This window comes from Marinomonas sp. TW1 (assembly GCF_001625355.1).
Lineage (GTDB): Bacteria > Pseudomonadota > Gammaproteobacteria > Pseudomonadales > Marinomonadaceae > Marinomonas.
Map to the genome: position 1 here is coordinate 22,262 of NZ_JSEE01000021.1, position 18,998 is coordinate 41,259.

The 18,998-nt window shown below is 45.7% G+C and carries 17 protein-coding genes; 5 read left to right on the top strand and 12 right to left on the bottom strand.

What is annotated here, in order from left to right:
- Window positions 1-27: 27 nt before the first annotated feature.
- The 3 genes from OA79_RS16715 to OA79_RS16725 are packed head-to-tail and all read right to left on the bottom strand — an operon-like array spanning window position 28 to window position 3,212.
- Complete coding sequence (locus tag OA79_RS16715; RefSeq protein WP_063334357.1) at window positions 28-1,128, bottom strand: ABC transporter substrate-binding protein; 1,101 nt, start codon at window positions 1,126-1,128, stop codon at window positions 28-30.
- Window positions 1,118-2,548 (bottom strand): sensor histidine kinase, encoded by a 1,431-nt coding sequence (locus tag OA79_RS16720; RefSeq protein ID WP_063334358.1) that lies wholly within the window; start codon window positions 2,546-2,548, stop codon window positions 1,118-1,120. The genes OA79_RS16715 and OA79_RS16720 overlap by 11 nt, the downstream gene beginning before the upstream one ends.
- Window positions 2,541-3,212, bottom strand: coding sequence for a response regulator transcription factor (locus OA79_RS16725; protein WP_063334359.1), 672 nt, complete (start codon window positions 3,210-3,212; stop codon window positions 2,541-2,543). The genes OA79_RS16720 and OA79_RS16725 overlap by 8 nt, the downstream gene beginning before the upstream one ends.
- A 296-nt stretch (window positions 3,213-3,508) precedes the next feature.
- Between OA79_RS16725 and OA79_RS16730 the strand changes: the two genes are divergently transcribed.
- On the top strand, window positions 3,509-4,405 hold the full coding sequence (locus OA79_RS16730) for an EamA family transporter (protein WP_063334360.1): 897 nt from the start codon (window positions 3,509-3,511) through the stop codon (window positions 4,403-4,405).
- 21 nt (window positions 4,406-4,426) lie between these two features.
- Here the strand turns inward: OA79_RS16730 and OA79_RS16735 are convergent, their stop codons facing one another.
- From OA79_RS16735 to OA79_RS16775, 9 genes are all read right to left on the bottom strand, one after another.
- A complete protein-coding gene (locus OA79_RS16735) occupies window positions 4,427-5,257 on the bottom strand; it encodes an ion transporter (RefSeq protein ID WP_082825512.1) in 831 nt (276 codons plus the stop codon).
- Between the two features lie 111 nt (window positions 5,258-5,368).
- The gene (locus tag OA79_RS16740) at window positions 5,369-5,644 is read right to left on the bottom strand and encodes a hypothetical protein (RefSeq protein WP_063334362.1); all 276 of its coding nucleotides are present in this window, start codon (window positions 5,642-5,644) and stop codon (window positions 5,369-5,371) included.
- A 135-nt stretch (window positions 5,645-5,779) separates the two neighbouring features.
- Window positions 5,780-6,667, bottom strand: coding sequence for an AEC family transporter (locus OA79_RS16745; RefSeq protein WP_063334363.1), 888 nt, complete (start codon window positions 6,665-6,667; stop codon window positions 5,780-5,782).
- Window positions 6,668-6,735: 68 nt separating this feature from the next.
- Complete coding sequence (locus OA79_RS16750) at window positions 6,736-7,716, bottom strand: substrate-binding domain-containing protein (protein WP_082825513.1); 981 nt, start codon at window positions 7,714-7,716, stop codon at window positions 6,736-6,738.
- 148 nt (window positions 7,717-7,864) lie between these two features.
- Window positions 7,865-8,659: an ATP-binding cassette domain-containing protein gene (locus OA79_RS16755; RefSeq protein ID WP_063334364.1), complete on the bottom strand. Its 795-nt coding sequence runs from the start codon at window positions 8,657-8,659 to the stop codon at window positions 7,865-7,867.
- Window positions 8,659-9,741, bottom strand: coding sequence for an ABC transporter permease (locus OA79_RS16760; protein WP_063334365.1), 1,083 nt, complete (start codon window positions 9,739-9,741; stop codon window positions 8,659-8,661). The genes OA79_RS16755 and OA79_RS16760 overlap by 1 nt, the downstream gene beginning before the upstream one ends.
- A 93-nt stretch (window positions 9,742-9,834) precedes the next feature.
- Window positions 9,835-10,857, bottom strand: coding sequence for a sugar ABC transporter substrate-binding protein (locus tag OA79_RS16765; RefSeq protein WP_063334384.1), 1,023 nt, complete (start codon window positions 10,855-10,857; stop codon window positions 9,835-9,837).
- A 149-nt stretch (window positions 10,858-11,006) separates the two neighbouring features.
- Window positions 11,007-13,517 carry a PAS-domain containing protein gene (locus OA79_RS16770; protein WP_063334366.1) on the bottom strand — a complete coding sequence of 837 codons (2,511 nt, stop codon included), beginning with the start codon at window positions 13,515-13,517 and terminating at the stop codon, window positions 11,007-11,009.
- A complete protein-coding gene (locus OA79_RS16775) occupies window positions 13,517-14,251 on the bottom strand; it encodes a response regulator (protein ID WP_063334367.1) in 735 nt (244 codons plus the stop codon). Before OA79_RS16775 ends, OA79_RS16770 begins: the two co-directional genes overlap by 1 nt.
- Before the next feature lie 123 nt (window positions 14,252-14,374).
- Here OA79_RS16775 and OA79_RS16780 point away from each other — a divergent pair, with 123 nt between their 5' ends.
- The 4 genes from OA79_RS16780 (at window position 14,375) to OA79_RS16795 (ending at window position 18,993) form a co-directional block, all read left to right on the top strand.
- Window positions 14,375-14,665, top strand: a complete 291-nt coding sequence (locus tag OA79_RS16780) for a 2Fe-2S iron-sulfur cluster-binding protein (RefSeq protein WP_231908904.1) — start codon at window positions 14,375-14,377, stop codon at window positions 14,663-14,665.
- 215 nt (window positions 14,666-14,880) lie between these two features.
- On the top strand, window positions 14,881-16,701 hold the full coding sequence (locus OA79_RS16785; RefSeq protein ID WP_063334369.1) for an ABC transporter permease: 1,821 nt from the start codon (window positions 14,881-14,883) through the stop codon (window positions 16,699-16,701).
- 4 nt (window positions 16,702-16,705) lie between these two features.
- Complete coding sequence (locus OA79_RS16790; protein WP_063334370.1) at window positions 16,706-17,890, top strand: ABC transporter ATP-binding protein; 1,185 nt, start codon at window positions 16,706-16,708, stop codon at window positions 17,888-17,890.
- Window positions 17,887-18,993, top strand: coding sequence for an ABC transporter substrate-binding protein (locus OA79_RS16795; RefSeq protein WP_063334371.1), 1,107 nt, complete (start codon window positions 17,887-17,889; stop codon window positions 18,991-18,993). The genes OA79_RS16790 and OA79_RS16795 overlap by 4 nt, the downstream gene beginning before the upstream one ends.
- Window positions 18,994-18,998: the final 5 nt, after the last annotated feature.

The following is an 18,998-nucleotide window of genomic DNA, read 5'->3' on the forward strand; positions in this document are numbered from 1 at the left end:
TCATAGCTAGCAACAACACAATGAATTCTATTTTTTTCGATTCAATACTGGCTGGATAGCATCACGCCATTCTGAGTAAATAAGCCTTTTTTTCGCATCGTCGGTTTGAATCAGCAATTCGAGTCCTAAAGGAATTGGACGAAAAATGCCATGCGGTAACTTACTCAGCTCATCACGACTAAATGGGCCTTCAACCTTTGTACTTATTGGCGTAAGAGCGGATTGATTCGCCAGTATATGCTGCCCTTCTGGAGATAATAAAAGGTCGATAAAACGTTTCGCCAAGGTCACTTGTTGAGCATCACGAGGAATGAATGCCGTGCGCATAATGATCGTCGTATAATCCGTCGGCATGATGGTTTTTATCCATGAATACTTTTGTGTCCATTGATAGGAATAAGCACCAACCAGATTATAAGCGATGAAAATTTGGCCTTTCAAAAGCCCGTCGAGCATAGATGCCGTGTCTGTATAAAGCTGAGCTTGATGCGTTCCAAACGCTTCTAACAATCGCCCATAACTGCGAGATTGCTGTCCATCATAGGCCCACGCTAAATACCCTAAACCTGACTGCTGGATATCAAACAAACCAATTTTATCGTCTAGAAGATGATTCTTACTGCGGATCAAATTCAATAACTGTTCGCGACTCTGCGGCAATGCTTCCCCAGCTAAAATATCTGTGTTTATCGCCGTCACGATGGGTTCGTAAGTAAAGCCAAACAACTCACTTCGCCAATGTGAATCCTTAGGGACATGACTAAGCTCTGGCGAATCATAAGCCAAGGCGTAGCCATCATTTGCTAACTTAAACTGCAGGTCCATGGCTGGGCTAAGCATCACGTCCGGTCGAGTATTCGGCTCTGAAAGAAATTGCTCATAGAGATCACGAGTATTCGATTCGATATAGTGTATCGCTACATTCGGGTATGTCTCTTGATATGCCTGAAACAAAGGTGAGATTACCCGATGATTTACAGCACCATAAACCGTGAGCACTTCGCCTTCCAAGTTTGGTTGTTTATTCAAACTTGGAAAAATAATAGACGTTCCTGATTGTGCCGCACCAGCCAATACCATGTGACTAAACAAGATTAAACAAAGCCCCAGTAGACAACTAACTCTCATAAGAAAGCCCTTTTTGTTGGGGAAAAATCACTTCTACAATCAATCCGGTTGGCTGGTTGTCTTTTAAATGAAATCTAGCATCATGGTGCTCTGCGACGTCTCTGGCAATGGATAAACCAATTCCGGAACCAGAGGCAAAATTATCAGGACTACGATAGAAATACTCGAAAATGTGTTCTTTATCTTTATCTGGAACACCAACACCTTGATCTCGAATTTGTAACCTAATCGAAGCATCAGGCCGCTCGTTTATCGCCATTAGCTCAACTTCCACAACACTGCCCTTCGGACTGTATTTAATGGCATTTTCAATGATATTTTGCAGCATCTGTTTTAGTGCAAATTCATCACCGTTAATCGTCACCTGGATGTCGCCTAAATATTCAATTTCAACCTGTCGCTCTAGTGCCCACACCACCAGCTCGCGACAAGTCTCTTTGATCACATGGTCCAATGACACAGGGCTAAAAGGATGACTCTGATAACGATGAGTCAAGGTTGCACGACTAAGAAGCTGATTGACCGTACCCGTCAATACATTGCTGCTTTCTAAAATATGTTGCAGTTGTTTTTGACGCAGCGTTTCATCGGTTTCATCTATCGCATTTTGCGCCTGCGAATTCAGACCAGCCAAAGGCGTTCGTATCTGATGAGCGGCTTCTGCGGTGAAACGTTGTAAACGGCTTAAGGTATTATCCAACTGAGCCATAAAGTAATTAATGCTCTTTAATAAAGGCGCTATTTCGCTGGGCACCTTGGCTTCCAACGGCGATAATTCTTGGGGAGAGCGTTCGGTAATCGCTTGTTTGATCGCTTGTAATGGCTGCAATATTCGCCAAATAACGAAAAGCAATAAGAGCAAAGTAATAACGAAAAATAAGGCCACAAACTGTAGTGCCATTTGGCTGACTTCCGTCGCAGCTGCACGGCGTGCGTCCAATGTTTGCCCGACGATTATAAACACATCGTTTACACTGTCCGCTTCTAACAAACGCTTCCCTAACGCAACGAAACGCACCTTTTCACCGTGATACATGGTTTCATAATAAATGGGGATGAACTTTTCTTTTTCACTGGATTGCTGAAGTAACTGGGTAAATGGAATATTGGGAAGGTCTTTATAGCCTGTTAGCACCTGATACTGCCCATTCATAATGGCATAAAACGCACGATCAGAGGCAGACAACGCTAAGGTTTCAAAAGCAGAAACGGGCAAATCAATAAAAACTTGCGTGTCTAAAATAGTGATGTTTTCAGCCATCTGCAAAGCGGAACCATATAAAAGCCTGTCATAAGACTCTTTTGCCGCTTTATTTGCATAAATGTGTGCGCCCCAAAGAGCCACAACGTTAATGACGATCAGCACCGTCGCAACCATTAGGATCAATTGCCGACGAATCGATGTGGTCGCCTTAGTCATGATGTTTTTCCAACAAATAACCTAAGCCGCGAATGGTTCTGATATTAATGTCGCTGTCTTGCAACGATTTCCGTAGGCGTGCTACGTAGATCTCAATCACACTTGGATTTGGGTTTTCATTAAAATTATAAATATGTTCAATCAAGGCCTCTTTGCTTAACACCCGCCCAGTGTGGCTGATAAACACCTCTAATAAACGAAACTCTCGTTGTTTTAGGTCAATTAGATTACCGTCAACGGTTACCGAACATGCTTGAAGATCTAAACTGACATTGCCGTATTCTATAGTGTTTTGCGCTTGTCCTTGGCTACGACGCAATAAAGCACGACAACGAGCCTCAAGCTCGCCAAAGTCCACTGGCTTCGTCATATAGTCATCAGCACCTAAATCCAATAATTCAATACGATCTTTAATTCCGTCACGCGCAGTTAACACAATCACAGGCGTATTAGAGTGCTTTTTGCGCAGATTCTGTAAAATTTGATGGCCTGTCATATCCGGTAAATTTAGATCTAATAAAATAAGGTCGTATTCTTGCAAGGCCAACATCTGATTTGCCTGTAAACCGGTCTGGGCAAGATCAAGACCATGCCCCATTCGACTAATTCTTTGGCTAATGGCTTCGCCTAAAATACGGTCATCTTCTACTACTAAAATACGCATAATACTGATGCTCTTGTGACGTCTTTATTTTTATAAGGCAAATTGAATGTGTGTGACATTCGGCTTCTTGCTCGGAACTCTGTCAATTTAGCCTATATTCCGGTGTGAAAGAATGGGGTATCTCTTCTATCAATACATAAAATGGAAAATGAATACGGTGCCTTTTGCCATTCAAGAAAGCACTCCCAATCTGTGTCCTTCATTCTTCCTTGATCTGTCCATGTGCAAGCGTATCGAAAACACGTAAAGTGGTTGGCTTACTTTTCGCCTCACCATGGTACGATTAAGGGAACAACATGATTCGCAAAGATATGTTTTTGGCGTTGATTATTATCATCGCTTGGGGCTTTAACTTTATCGTCATGCGTTGGGGGTTAGATGAACTCACACCGATGATGTTAGGCGGATTGCGTTTCCTCGTCATCGGTATGATTGGCTGTTTCTTTTTTTCTCGCCCCAACACGCCACTGCTTTGGTGTATTGGTTATGCTTTGTCATTGAACTTCGGACAATTTGCGTTTTTATTCAGCGCCATGTCATTTGGTATGCCTGCAGGGCTTGCATCTTTGGTCCTGCAATCTCAGGCCATTTTCACACTGCTGTTCGCTATTTTATTGTTGAAAGAAACCGTTCGCCCCTACCAAGTACTTGCGATTGGCATTGCGATTGGTGGTTTAGCGGTGATCGGATTAGACAATGAAGACTCCACCATGACGGCCCTTGGCTTTGGCTTGACCTTAGCCGCGGGATCCAGCTGGGCGCTGGGCAATATATTCACCAAAATCATCAGTCGAAAAGGTTACGATGCCAATTTAAACCTGATTGTTTGGTCTAGCTGGGTGCCGCCAGTGCCTTTCTTTATCTGTGCATATTTCATCGATGGCAGCGATGTTATGTGGAGCAATATCGTCAATCTGAATCTAAAAACCATTGCGACGCTGGCGTATTTATCGCTGTTTGCAACCTTAGCGGGTTATGGTCTATGGAGTTATTTACTGTCTCGTTACCCTGCGGCAACCGTGGCACCGTTAACCTTAGGCGTACCCGTTGTCGGCCTCACCTCAGCGGAGATTTTCCTGTCTGAAACCGTCAGTATGATGCAATGGATGGGGATTTTAATTGTACTGCTTGGATTAATGCTCAATACATTCGGTGGCCGCTGGCTCAAGAAAGTTAACCAGCGCGCCACTTAACGATCACCTTGAAATGAACGTCTAATCTTTTCGATCTTGTTGCTCGTCGATTTTATCCGCCAAGCGAGCGACTTGAGCCTGCAATTCGGCTATTTGTGTCACCAAAGCCTGATGATGGTTTTCCTGGTTCTCGTGCTCTTCTTGCGCGGTTTCCCGAGTCATTACATCCAACACCACACCCACCATCATGTTTAAGAACACAAAGGCCATTAGGAAGATAAAGACAATATAGAAGATCCAGCTGAATGGGTACACAGTCATCGTCTCGTACATCACATCTGTCCAGTCTTCGAACGTCGCAACGCGGAACAAGGTCAACATGGAAATCGCAATATCACCCCATAAATCTTCATTCACTTGATGGAAGAAAATGGAACCAACCGCAGCAAAAATATAAAAGATAATAAACATCAGCAAGGCAATGTAGCCCATTTTCGGAATGGCTTTTAATAAGGCATTAATCAAAAAGCGTAAATCCGGAATGATGGAAACCAAACGTAAAACACGAAATACACGCAATAGACGCGCTACCAAGATCATTTCCGTATCAGATACGGGGACTAAACTGCCCACCACAATTATGGTATCAAAAATGTTCCAAGGGTCACGGAAAAAGCGTTTCTTATCGTCGCATGCAATAAAACGCAAACTGATCTCAACGAGGAAAAAAACGGTAATAAAGGCATCTAAATAATTGATGGCCGCTTCTACACCATAGGGTAACGAATAGGTTTTCGCCCCAACCGTTAATGCCGCAACAATAATAATACTGATGATAAAACCTTGAAACCAAACACTGCGTTCAACGCGTTTCATCAAAGCTAGCCAGTTACTTGAACGACTCATTCCCATGACAATTTCACCTAATAATCAATCTTATGTACCCGCTTCAAAGACAGGCGCAGTCATATTAAGTTCATATCATTAGGATTTAAAGCAGAAATAAGCGCTCACACGAGCAAATTAGGTCCGTTTAACACGAACGACTTTCATGATTTCAACGGGGATACCAGCCACAATCTCCTGTGCCGGATAGTAGGTCAAGTTGACACGAGCACCGCGCAAGGTTCGATATTTCCCTTGGCGTTTAAAGCGAAATGGCACGTCATAACCTTCAATCATCAGAGTATGGAGAATCCAATCTTCCTGTGATCGTTGCACATGGGACTTCACTTTTAAGGTATCAGACTGTACAAGCTCTCCGTGACTCTTTAACAAGGTTTCAGGATCGGATTTCACTTGAGCCTCCTTACGATAAGCTGAAAGCCTCTAAGTATGACACAAAACCAACTCAAGCATAAAAAATTGAACGTTTTTTAGCCAAATGCGCTGTTTTTTCTTATTTCAGCTTATCTTCTGTAGTGGGCTCTTCTGTTAAAGCACATAAAACAACACGCATGGCACAATCGCTAAGCTCATTAAATTACTGATTAATACGATCGACGCCACTTTATGGGGTTCTTGTTGGTATAACTCAGCCACCATATAATTCAAAACCGCAGGCGGTAGACATGCGAACAGGAGTAAATAACCAAAGTATTCCTCTGACACGCCCACTGTTGCTTGCCATACAAAAGCCACAATCAATCCACTCAATGGGCATAAAAAACCACTAATGACCCCTAATCGCCACTGGCTAAAATCAACACTGGTCATGCGTACACCCAATGCAAACAACATTAATGGGATGGCAATTTGCCCTAGCATATCCACTGTAACCTTCATGGCAGGCATAACTTGCCAACCTTGTAGGCTCCAAACTAGGCCTAACATGGTCGCAATGATCATCGGCATTTTCAGTATATTGAGCGGATTGGATCTTGGATTCAGGAGGTATATGCCCACGGTAAAATGCAGTAAGTTTTCGGTTAGAAATAGCACCACGGCAATTGGCAAAGCAGACTCACCGAAGGCCAATAAAATCAGCGGAATTCCTAAGTTACCACTGTTATTAAACATCATTGGTGGCACTAAGGTTTTTGGCGACACGTTTAACCACTTACACAACGGCCACACCAATAACCCTGAACCGAGTACCACCACGGCTGCCGCCAGCATCAAATCTAAATAGAGAGCAATATGAAACTCTTTGGAAGCCATAACAGAGAAGATGAGCGCCGGTGCAAACACGCTGATGTTAAGGCGATTAGCGACCGTCATATCCGTTGGACGGACTCGCGCATACAGAAAAGCAATGACAACAATACAGGTCAGAGGAAAGACCGTATTAAATATTTGCGTAACGACAGATGAGGAGTCCATTTTTTGCCCTTTATGATGAAGAACAATAGCTTACTATTGTTACATGGAAAGGCCAATCAGGTCGTAAGCTAGTTTTTCTCGACCAATACCGCTGGGATCAAAATAAACCGTTGAGGAACGTCTTTACCGGCTAACAAGTCCATGCCAATTTCAATGGCGGTCTCAGCCATTTGCACTGGTCGCTGAACCGCTGTCGCAATCCAAGGATTGCCTGGCTGCTTAATCAGATCTTCAGCGAAAGGGGCCCCATCGACCGAGGCCAATACAAATTCATCACGCTGAGCTTGTTTTGCCGCCCTGAGTGCCCCCAGAGCAGTTGGGTCATTAATAGTAAATACCGCATCAATATGATCGTACTCTTCCATTAGATAAGTCATGGCTTCCATTCCGCCCTCTACACTGCCCGTACCATTCATGCGGTCACTGAGCAGACGAATATTAGGGTACTTATTCAAGGCGGATTTACACCCCGCCACACGCTCAATCACAGACGACACTAACACGCCATTGATGATCACAAAATTGCCTTGATAACCGGTTTTCTTCGCTAGCCTTTCACATGCAATCACACCGGCTTGAACATTGTCCGTTGTGATGGTGGCATCCGCGCCATCGGCATTCACATCCACCGCAATGACTTTGATCCCCGCACGCTGAGCCTTAGCGACAACCGGCGCCACCTTGTACTCATCGGCGGCGGTTAACACAATTAAATCCACATCTTGTTCAATGAAATCGTTGAGTTGCTCTATCTGTCTTTGCCAATCATAAGCATCGGAACGAATCAGCATTTTAACCGGACCGTTCGCCAAAGCTTGAGCTTTGCTGGTTGCGGAATCCACTAACTTAACAAAGTAAGGGTTACCTAAATCCGCCACACTAATGCCGATGGATCTAAGAGGTTGTGGTTCAGAAGATTGAGACGAAATAGGTAAGGCTAAGGTCGCACAAAGCAACACAGCTATACCACTAGGCAGTACACGACGCACCATCCAGCTTGTACGCAGCCGCACAAAACCACAGCGAATAAGATTGATGATTGCTTTCATGAAATGCCCTCTAACATGGCAGATAAAATAAGCCCCTATTTTGCCTTACTCACCATAAGAACAAAACAGAGGCTTAATGTTAATCTGGCACGCTTTTACCTTATGTCCTTTGTCATCACGAAATCACGCCAAAGCCAATGAGGCCAAATTAAGCCGCACTCTCGGATTCATCGACTTCCATAGCCCCAGTCATAATCGCAACGGCATCCGACATGGAATGTGATTCGGGTGTCACCACCGCAGTGCGTTTGCCCAAACGGTGAATATGAATACGGTCCGCGACTTCAAACACATGAGGCATGTTATGACTGATCAGGATAATCGGTAAACCACGGTCTCGTACCTCTTTGATCAAATTGAGTACGCGGCGTGATTCTTTAACACCCAGCGCTGCCGTCGGCTCATCCATGATCACCACCTTGCTACCAAACAACGCGGATCGAGCTACCGCGACACCTTGACGCTGGCCACCCGATAGTGACTCAACCGCTTGGCTGATATTTTGAATGGTCATCAAACCTAGCTCGGCCATTTTTTCTCGGGCGCGCTTTTCCATTTCTTTCTTATCCAGCATGCGAAACACTGACCCCAAGATGCCTGGTTTACGCAACTCACGACCAAGAAAAAGGTTGTCGGCAATATTCAACGCAGGTGACACGGCTAAGTTCTGATAAACCGTTTCGATACCCAGAGCTCTGGCTTCCATCGGCGAATTGAAATGCACTGGTTTACCATCCAAGAAAATTTCCCCTTCATCTGGGGTGAGAGCCCCTGACAAGGCTTTGATCAAAGACGATTTGCCCGCACCGTTGTCCCCAATGACGGCCAGAATTTCACCAGGATAAAGTTCAAAATCCGCATGATCGATTGCAGTGACACTGCCGTAGCGTTTCACTAAGTTTTTCGTTTGCAAAACCGGTGTTTGGTTGTAATCGACTGTCATTATGCTGTCCCTCTTCGAATCCACTGATCGACACCAACGGCGACGATGATCAAGATACCCACGGTGAATTCTTGCCATAAAACATCCACACCAGCGAGCGCCAATCCGTTACGAAACACACCAACAACTAATGCTCCGATCAGCGTACCGTAAATAGAGCCTCGCCCACCAAATAAACTACAGCCACCAATCACCACGGCGGTAATACTGTCTAAGTTAGTGGTATAACCTGCCTGTGGACTGACCGATCCGATACGACCAATTAATACCCAAGCGCCAATCGCACACACAACACCCGCTAAGATGTATACAGATAATAAAATACGGTCCGTGCGAATACCGGCTAATTTCGCCGCGACTGGATCATCTCCGGTGGCATATACATGACGTCCCCAAGAGGTCCAATTTAAGGCATACCAAATGACAAAAAACAGTGCCAACATCAGCAGAGAACCATAAGTTAATCTGGCACCGAAAACGTTAACCGTCTCGCCTAACCACTGTAATAAAGGCGCCGCAGCACTGATGTCTTGTGAACGAATGGTTTCACTTTTGGAGTACCAAAGATTCAACGCAAAAAACACATTCCAAGAACCCAAGGTGGCAATGAATGGCGGCAATTTCATACGAGTAATCAGCAAACCATTGATAAATCCAGTAACGGCACCCACACCAATACCAATCAATAATGCCAACCAGGCTTCAAAGCCATAGTCCATTGCCATCCGTCCCATCACCACAGACGACAACACCATAATGGCACCAACTGAGAGGTCGATACCCGCGGTTAAAATAATTAGGGTTTGTGCAACACCAATCACACCAATGATGGTCACTTGCTGCAAAATCAGTGACAAGTTAAATGGGTGTAAGAAGCGGCCGCCAATGATCATACTAAAGGCCACAATAGCAAGGATCAGTACAATGCTTGGTGCGGCAACAGGATAATGATGCAGAAACTTTTTAAAACGCTCTAATAAGGTTGCACGATGTTCGAAACTGGCGACATACGTTTGCGCTTGATCCGCCACCTTATCGTGCTCAAGCACAGGCGATGAGGGTTTTGTGTCGGTTGAACTCATAGACTACTCCAGACAGGAAAACAGCCGTTAGCCCATGACGGCTAACGGCAAAAGCGGGCACCTTCTTTTTGCCCAACTACCATTGAAACGGGGTTAGCCCCAGCACATACTCAAACCCGTTTTCGAGCTGATTGATTGCACGCCTTTGACTGGTTCATCTGTAATAAGCTGAACCCCTGTATCGAAGAAGTCCAAGCCATCAGAAGCGGTTGGACGTGAGCCCGACTTAGCGAACTCAACAATCGCAGTCACCCCTTCAGAGGCCATTTTTAGAGGGAATTGCATGGAGGTTGCGCCAATCACGCCATCACGGATGTTACTTACACCAGGGCAACCGCCATCGACAGAAACAATCAGCACGTCTTTTTCCAGACCGAATGATTTCAACGCTTCATAAGCACCAGCGGCAGCTGGTTCGTTGATGGTGTATACCAAATTCACTTCAGGGTCTTTTTGAAGTAGGTTTTCCATCGCTCGGCGACCACCTTCTTCTGACCCTTGAGTCACATCATTACCAACAATACGAGAATCCGTTTCATCACCATTACGACGCGGGTCTTTTAGATCAATACCAAAGCCCTTTAAGAAACCTTGGTCACGCGCTACATCAACAGTAATTTGACTGCTATTCAAATCTAATAAAGCAATTTTCGCGTCTTTGGCCTTATCGCCCATTTTCGCTTTTGCCCACATACCAATCATTTCACCGGCTTTAAAATTATCAGTGGCAAACGTCATGTCCGCGGCACTCGCAGGGCTTAAAGGCGTATCCAAAGCGATGACCAACAAACCGGCATCACGAGCTTTTTGAATAGCAGGGACAATGCCAGAAGTATCACTTGGCGTGATCAATATGCCTTTCGCACCCGCTGAAATTAAATTCTCAACAGCTTGTACTTGGGTTTCATTGTCGCCGTCGTAACGGCCAGCAAAAGTACGCAATTCCACACCAAGCTCTTGTGCTTTGGCTTGTGCGCCTTCTTTCATTTTAACGAAGAATGGGTTGGTATTGGTTTTGGTGATCAAACCTATGATAGGGGTTTCGGCTACCGCTACGCTGGATAAGCTGGTTGCAGCGATCAAGCACGCCAATTTCTTAGCAGAAAATTGCTTCATGAATTTCATTGTTCTGTAACTCCAATCTTTTGTTTTTATTATTGGCATTGATGCCACTCAGGAACCTTTGATTCCTTGCCAATAATATGAAGTGTAAAAACTAACGAATAATTTCAATTTTCAATTTTTATTGTAATATTTGTAATATTTCATTGACTGATCTGAAAGATTTTCTCTAACTCTTTGATTGTAAAGGGTTTAGAAATAAACAAATCATTACTTTTTAGATGATATTTTTGTTCTAACTCATCTTTTGGCAGACCAGACATTAATAAAATATCCCCTTGGAAAGCATGTTCTTGCTCTTTTATGTGATGCGCTAACGCCACGCCATTCATCGTGCCCGATAAATTCACATCTGACACGATGGCTTCAGGTAAAATCGCTTTCTGTAGTGCCATTAGCACGGTTTCAGCGCAATCAAACGTCTGCACGATGAGTCCCATTTTTTCCAATTGCTCGCGCATCACTCGACACACTTCTTCATCATCTTCCACTAGCCAAACTAAACTCTGTTCTAGTAGACGGATTCTTGCCACCTGCGGCTCTATGGTTTGATCAGCAATCGCCACAGGCTGCAATTGTTGCGGTAGAAATAAACACACTCGAGTCCACTTACCAGGTTCCGAGGTGACTTTAATTTCACCACCGCTTTGCTTTACGAAGCCGTAAATCATACTCAAACCTAAACCACTGCCCTTGCCCACCGGCTTAGTGGTAAAAAAGGGTTCAAAGATACGACCTATTACGTCTTCGGAAATCCCCTCGCCCGAGTCTTCGACACGAATACGGATAGCAGGCGTATCACTATCTGGCAAAGTGCATGTTTTGGTCGAAAAGGCCAAACGCCCGCCGTCCGGCATGGCACTGGCACTGTTTAAGGCCAGATTTAAAAGTGCATTTTCAAGTTGCGATGGGTCTATCAAACTGAACACATTGGGGCATTGCAACTCACGGTCGACCTGAATATGAGATCCAACACTGTACTCCACCAGATCCAACATACCTTCAATCAAATCATCCACAGCAATCGACACAGGAAAGAGTTGCTGACGCCGGCTGAATGCCAATAACCGCTGTACCAAATTACTGCTTTTCTCTGCCACCACCAAGGCTCTGTCTATGTACCTTGCCTGATCAGCCGATTGTGGTTGAGAATCGGACAACATTTGTAAATTGCCCATGATCGCCGCCAGAAGATTGTTAAAATCGTGGGCAACGCCGCCTGTCAATTGGCCAAGCATCTCCATCTTCTGAGCCTGTCTTAACTGGCTTTCCACACTTTTACGCTCTGTTAAATCCGTATACAGGGTCACAAAACCACCTTCCGGCATAGGCTTAGAGCGAAATTCAATAATCTTGCCGGAATCAAAATGACGTTCAAAACTTTGCACTTTGAGATGACGTGACTGGTTCACTTCATCCATATGTACTTGCTGGTTTTCTAGGTTAAGGTTTTTATGCTCCCCGCGATTGATCAGGTTTTGCACCTCATTGATCGGCATACCAATGTGCAAATCGTCATCGGATAAATCAAATAACTTTTGATAGCCTAGGTTCCAAGCCACCAGCTGACCTTTGGCTGAGAACACACTCAAACCATCATTCATATTGTCAAAAATGGTTTCGAGCAAATGCTTCTGCTCTGATAACTCGGCCGTCACCTCTATGCGTCGCAAGGCATCTTGGCGAAAAACATCAAAGGTATCCGCCAAGGTGCCAATTTCATCATTGCGGCGAATCAAAGCCCGCTTAGAATCCACTTTTCCTAAAGACAATTGTTCCATGTTGTTGGTCACCACACCTAAGTCTTTGGTCATACGCTGGCTGTACCAATAAAGTCGTGCCAGACCTAACAATAGAAACAGTGAAATCCCAATGATCCAATTTTGCCCAGTGGCCACAAAAGACGAAACATCCTGACGCTGACGACTCACTTTTTTCTGTAAACCGCCCACAAAATCACTCACTTGCTGACTCAGCTGCTCGGACTTTGCCCGAATAGCAATAAGCAGGTAATTCTTCCTTTCCTGTATATCATTTAAGCGTTGATGAGCCCGCAATAAATCTTGTGTAATGCGCGTCACATCCGCACCTTGCTGAGACAGTTTCAAGGTATTGGCAATGCGCTCGGGCAACAAGCTGGGCGCTTCTAATAATTGCAATAACCAAGTTAACCCCTGTTGATTGGAGATATCGACCCTGTTGGTAGAGGGCAATAACTGACGAATACGAAACTGCTGCGCTAAGCCGTCTTCTCGTAGATACAGCTCTTCTCTGACTAAAGCAACCAACTCCTCTAAGGTCGCCTGTAAGTCATCTAAGCGCTTATCTATGTCCACCTGAAACTCTGAATCCATCAAGCTATCAGCGACGCCACGTAACTCAACAATACGACGATGAATTCGTTCAGATTCCGTTTGCAGTTGAAAAGGACGCCCAGAACCTGCGGTATAAGGCGCAATCGCAGCTAGCTGAGCCACGCCCTCCGCTAAGGTGAGCGAGGTACTAATTTCCGGAAGGGTCTCAGATTCAAATTCAGATAAAGTGGCTTCACTGACTCGCATGGATTGCCAACCTATGCCTATCATGAAAAAAGCCACCACACTGATGGCCAACATAGACAAAGAGGCTTTTTGACGGATACTGACAAAGCGCATCAGCTGGCTCGCACTGGGCCTTGAAAGAAATACCCAAGACCACGTTGTGTTTTAATAAATTCAGGGGTTTTCGGGTTGGATTCGATTTTACGTCTAAGGCGCAAAATCAACACATCGACGGTACGATCAAACACCTCGGTTTCTAACCCTCGACTTTGTTCAATCAATTGCTCACGAGTGAAAATTCGATCTGGGTGACGTGCCAGCACTTCCAGCAAAGAGAATTCCCCCAACGTCAAAGTGACCAATTTGCCCTCTTGATCTTGTAACAAACGCGCAGTGAGATCCAATACCCATGAACCAAAACGCAAACATTCATGATCTTGATTAACCGCATGAACGTCGGCGGGAGGCGCTTGAAAAGAACGACGCAATAAAGCATGAATACGAGCGGTCAACTCACGCAAGTTGAAGGGCTTCATCATGTAATCATCCGCGGCCAGTTCTAATCCCAGAATCCGATCGGTTTCATCTCCCTTCCCAGTGAGCATCATGATGGGCATGACAAAGCGCTCACGAACCTCACGCGCTAAATTCAGACCATCTTCTTCTTTCAAGTACAAATCCATTAATACCAAATCGACCGTTTCCGCTTCTAAATGCGCCCACATTTGACGGCCATCTTCGGCTTCTCTCACTTGATAGCCTTTCTGTGATAACGCATCACACAATAGTTGACGAATATCTTGGTCATCATCAACCACCAATAAGGTTTTTTTACTTGGCTCTGTCATTGTATTGATTAGGATCCGTTGTCATTATTGTTTGATGCACAATTGCCTCACGGCACCGCTGCAGTACTGTTATCATGTTAAAGTTAATAGAAGATTAACAGAAGGAAAAGCATCTTGCCCCAGATGAAACACATTAAGCTCAGCTTTTTGCATCCTCCTCGCGACCTAGAGTGTGCTTTAGAAGACACTATTCTCACAACCTTATTGGCTCAACAAGTGCCCATTAGACACGCCTGTGACAACGGCGTCTGCGGCATTTGTTTAACAAGGCTGTTAACAGGAGAAATAGACTATGGCACGAAAACACCACGAGGCCTCACCACCAAAGAGCAGGCAGAAGGTTATTTTTTACCCTGTATCGCTACCTGTCAAACAGACATTAGCATTGCACAACCTAAAGTTAAGCTTCGTTAATAAGCTAATCTAACATCCGCCATACTAACATTGCCCATTTTTCTCGCCTTACTTTCCGCGCCATCCCTGTTTCATTGATCTCGCTTTATATCGTTTAAACACGTCTCTTAACGCTATTTATATTTATTTTGCACATAGTTGCAAAATGTCATCTTTTTGACATAGAAGGTCTCTATCTTAGGTTTCAACATTCGTTTTTTGAACTTGAGTATGACATGACCGAGATATCCCATTCGCCCCATTTATCACCACTGCAAAAATGGCGACATCGACTTGTGATCGCAAAATGCGACCCGACTTTATTGATTGGTCTGGGACTATTATTTGTTTTCGCTTGGTTAATTGCAGCCCCCATCATCAATATCCTGTTTGAAGTCTTCACCGTCCAAACTGGTGATGAAATGCGCACTGGCAGTGACGCAGGTCAAATGACGGGGTACTACCTAGAACGCGTCTTCGCCTCGCGAATGTCTTCTATTATTTTCTGGAAGCCTTTATGGAATACCTTACTGGTTTCCATTACCTCAATGCTGCTTTCCATGGTCATTGGTTCCATTTTGGCTTGGCTGCTCGTACGCACCAATCTCATGGGACGTCGCTGGTTATCAACTGCCTTGATCATCCCTTTTATGCTCCCGGCTTGGACCTTTGCTTTGGCATGGACCACTCTGTTTAAAAACGCCACGATTGGTGGTCAGCCGGGGTGGGCCGAAGCCATGGGCTATCAGTTACCGGATTGGGTGTCCTATGGGGCTTTTCCAACCATCGTTATTATGACGCTCAACTACATTCCGTTCGTAATCTTATTAGTCGGCAATGCCTTAAGACGCCTAGACAGCCAATTAGAAGAAGCCGGACAAATGCTCGGAGCCAGTCGAGGCAGAGTGGCCCTATCGATTGTTTTCCCCTTAATGCGTCCGGCATTGATGTCATCGGCCTTATTGATTTTTGCCGACGCCATTGGTGAATTCTCCGTCCCCTACGTGCTTGGTCTACCGGTGCAATTTGATACTCTCGCCACCTCACTGTACCGCGCCATAGGCACCCAACAAAATGGTGTGGCGGCGGTGTTTGCTGGCGTCATTTTAGTGGTCGGTATTGCCACCTTAGCACTGGATACTTGGATGATGCGCGAAGCCAGACGCTTTGCTATTATCGGCTCAAAAGGGGCCATGGAACGTCGTCAATCACTCGGCTGGCTACAGTGGCCTGCCACCCTATTGGCATTAATCATGGTCTTTATTGGTGTCATTGCACCATTGGGCGCACTGGCATTATCAACCGTCATGCATTTGCCAGGTCGCTTCGAACTGTCAAACTTTACTTTAGATTATTGGATCGGCACCAACCTAGACACGGTGGCATTACGCAACGGTATTCTCTTGTCATCCGAGTTTTGGAACGCCGCTTGGAGCTCCATCAGCATAGTCGGCAGTGCCTCTATCTGCGCTGGAATTCTAGGGCTACTCACCGGCTATATTGTGTTGCGCTCACCTTTAAAATTTGTCTCCGTATCATTGCGCCAAATCACCTTTTTCCCTTATTTGGTACCCGGCATTGCCTTTGCAGCGGCTTTTCTCACCTTATTCGCCGTCCCTCATGGCCCTATTCCAGCGCTATACGGTACACCGATTATCCTCTTCCTTGCGTTAATCGCTGACCAAATGCCGTTTGCCAGTCGAGCAGGCATTTCCGCCATGACACAACTTGGCAGTGACGTGGAAGACAGTGCACGAGTCGCTGGCGCAGGCTGGTTACGACGTATGTTCTCTATCATTCTGCCCATTCAACGTAATGCCTTAGTGACGGCCGTTTTAATGCCTTTTATTTCCGGTATTAAAGGCGTCAGTCTGTTCATTATCCTGGCGGTGCCTGCGACCGACGTACTTACGACGTTCTCAATCCGTCTTATTGATTTCAACTACACCCAAGCCGCTAATGCTGTCGTCTTGATGATTGCCTTGATTGCCCTATTCGGCACCATCCTCATCAATCGCCTCACTGGGACAGGCTTAGCTCAAGGTCTGGAGAGCTAATACTATGTCAAATATTACTTTAAACAATATTTCGAAATACTACACCAAGGGTCATCCACCGGCAGTAGATCAGGTGTCTATGGAGATTCAAGATGGCGCGTTTATGTGTGTACTGGGACCTTCTGGCTGTGGAAAATCTACGATACTGCGCATGATTGCAGGGCTAGAACACCTAACCGATGGCGAAATTGTGGCGGATGGCAGAGTCCTAGATAACGTCGCGAAAGGCCTCTTTATTCCGGCGGAAAAGCGCCATATTGGGTTGGTTTTCCAATCTTATGCCTTATGGCCTCATATGACGGTCACACGCAATATTGAGTTTGGTTTGCGCTTAAAAGGGTTGCCTGCCCACGAACGTAAAAAACTCGTTGCTGAGATGATCACGATGCTCAAGATAGAAGGGCTAGAAGACCGCTACCCGGCGCAACTATCTGGCGGTCAACAACAACGTGTTGCCCTAGCACGAACCCTTGCCATGAACCCAGGCATCTTGTTATTAGATGAGCCCTTATCCAACCTCGACGCATCACTTCGACTGTCCATGCGTGCTGAGTTAACACGCCTGCATCAGGAGTTCGGTACCACCATTGTCTTCGTAACGCATGATCAGTGGGAAGCCATGACCTTGGCGACTCAGATCGCGGTTATGAACAAGGGCACACTCCAGCAAATCGGCACACCGGATGACATTTACGAACGCCCTGCTAATCGTTTTGTGGCGGAATTTATTGGTAACCCACCCATTAATATGATCTCGGCAGAGACCAAACCAGCACAGCAATTAATGCAGCAAGCTGGCTTTTCAACGTCACTCACTGAAGGCGCGTTACTTGGCTTGCGCCCAGAAGGTTTGCTACTGAGTAAAGAGGCTTCACTGTCCGGTGTTCCTGTGACAATAAGCGACATATTACCAACTGGCGGTGCTTGGATCATTGAACTCACTATGGCCCAAGATGACACGAGCACCATGCCTTCTCACCTAGTTCATACCACCCAAATACCACCACGTTGGCAACGTGGAGAACAAGCCTATTTGAATGTTGCCAGCCATGCGATGCATTTATTCGACACCGATGGCAAACGTAAACCCTTAACCTTAACCCTAACCCCTAAGGCTAAGACCTACCGCACTGCTGCGGACCGAATTTCGCCTGTTTTTAATCAACCCAAAATTGAGGACATCTCATGATTCGCAACATCCCTAGCCTACTATTAGTCGGCACGCTTGCTTCGACGTCAGCCATCGCGGACGATTTCGATCTTAATGCCTTAATCAAAGCGGCAAAGTCAGAACCTGCGCTTTCTGTCTACGATTCGACCGGTAAAATCAAAAAACAGGCGGCGGCGTTTGCTAAAAAATACGGCATTGAAACCACAGGCACCAAGATCAAAGCCGGTGCCAGCATCAAAATGGTACTAAGCGAAACCAAAGCCAATAACGTCAAATCTGACGTGGTAATTATTTCAGATGTGCCTGCAGCCGACGCGCAATTACTGGCAACGGGTTATACCTACAGCTATTTACCAAAAGACATGCAAACTAAGATCCCTGCTCCGTTTAGTGACCCTTTGGTGGTTTCCAACTCGCCCGTTGTGTGGTCTTACAACACCGCGCTAAACGACAGCTGCCCGGTCGATAACATTTGGGCTCTGACCGACCCTAAGTGGAAAGGTCATGTCACCATGCCGGACCCTCTTAACAAATCCATGTACACGGATTTCTTCAACCAATTTGCTATGCACCATGACAAGGTGATTGCCGACGCTTATCAAGCTCACTATGGAAAGCCCCTAAAAACGGATCTAGATAGTGCCACAGCGGCCTTCGTCGTGGCGCTGGCAAAAAACCAGCCACTACTGACCAATTCTGACGGTGATGTCGCCTCCGCAGTAGGCGCACCAGACACCAAAGAAAACTTCATTGGCATCATGTCTTCAGCGAAATATCGTGAAAACAAAAATGGCATGAAATTGGGCATCTGCGCGTCAATGCAACCCATGGTTGGCCTGCTTTACCCTAAATTCATGATGATCACCAAAGGGACAGATAGCCCTAATGCCGCTAAGTTATTTGTGCATTACATGTTGACCAGTGAAGGTTTTAACCCTCAAGCCATCGACGGCAAAATTTCCACCAATGTGGACAATGAGATCCCATCTGTCGAGCCTTCTGGCGTCGCGGCGTACCTTGATCAACTGATGAAATACAACCCAGCGACGGCACAACAGGACTGGGCAAGCCGCCAAGATTGGCAAGATCTTTGGGCGCTGGCACGTGCCGGACAACTGTAAACACT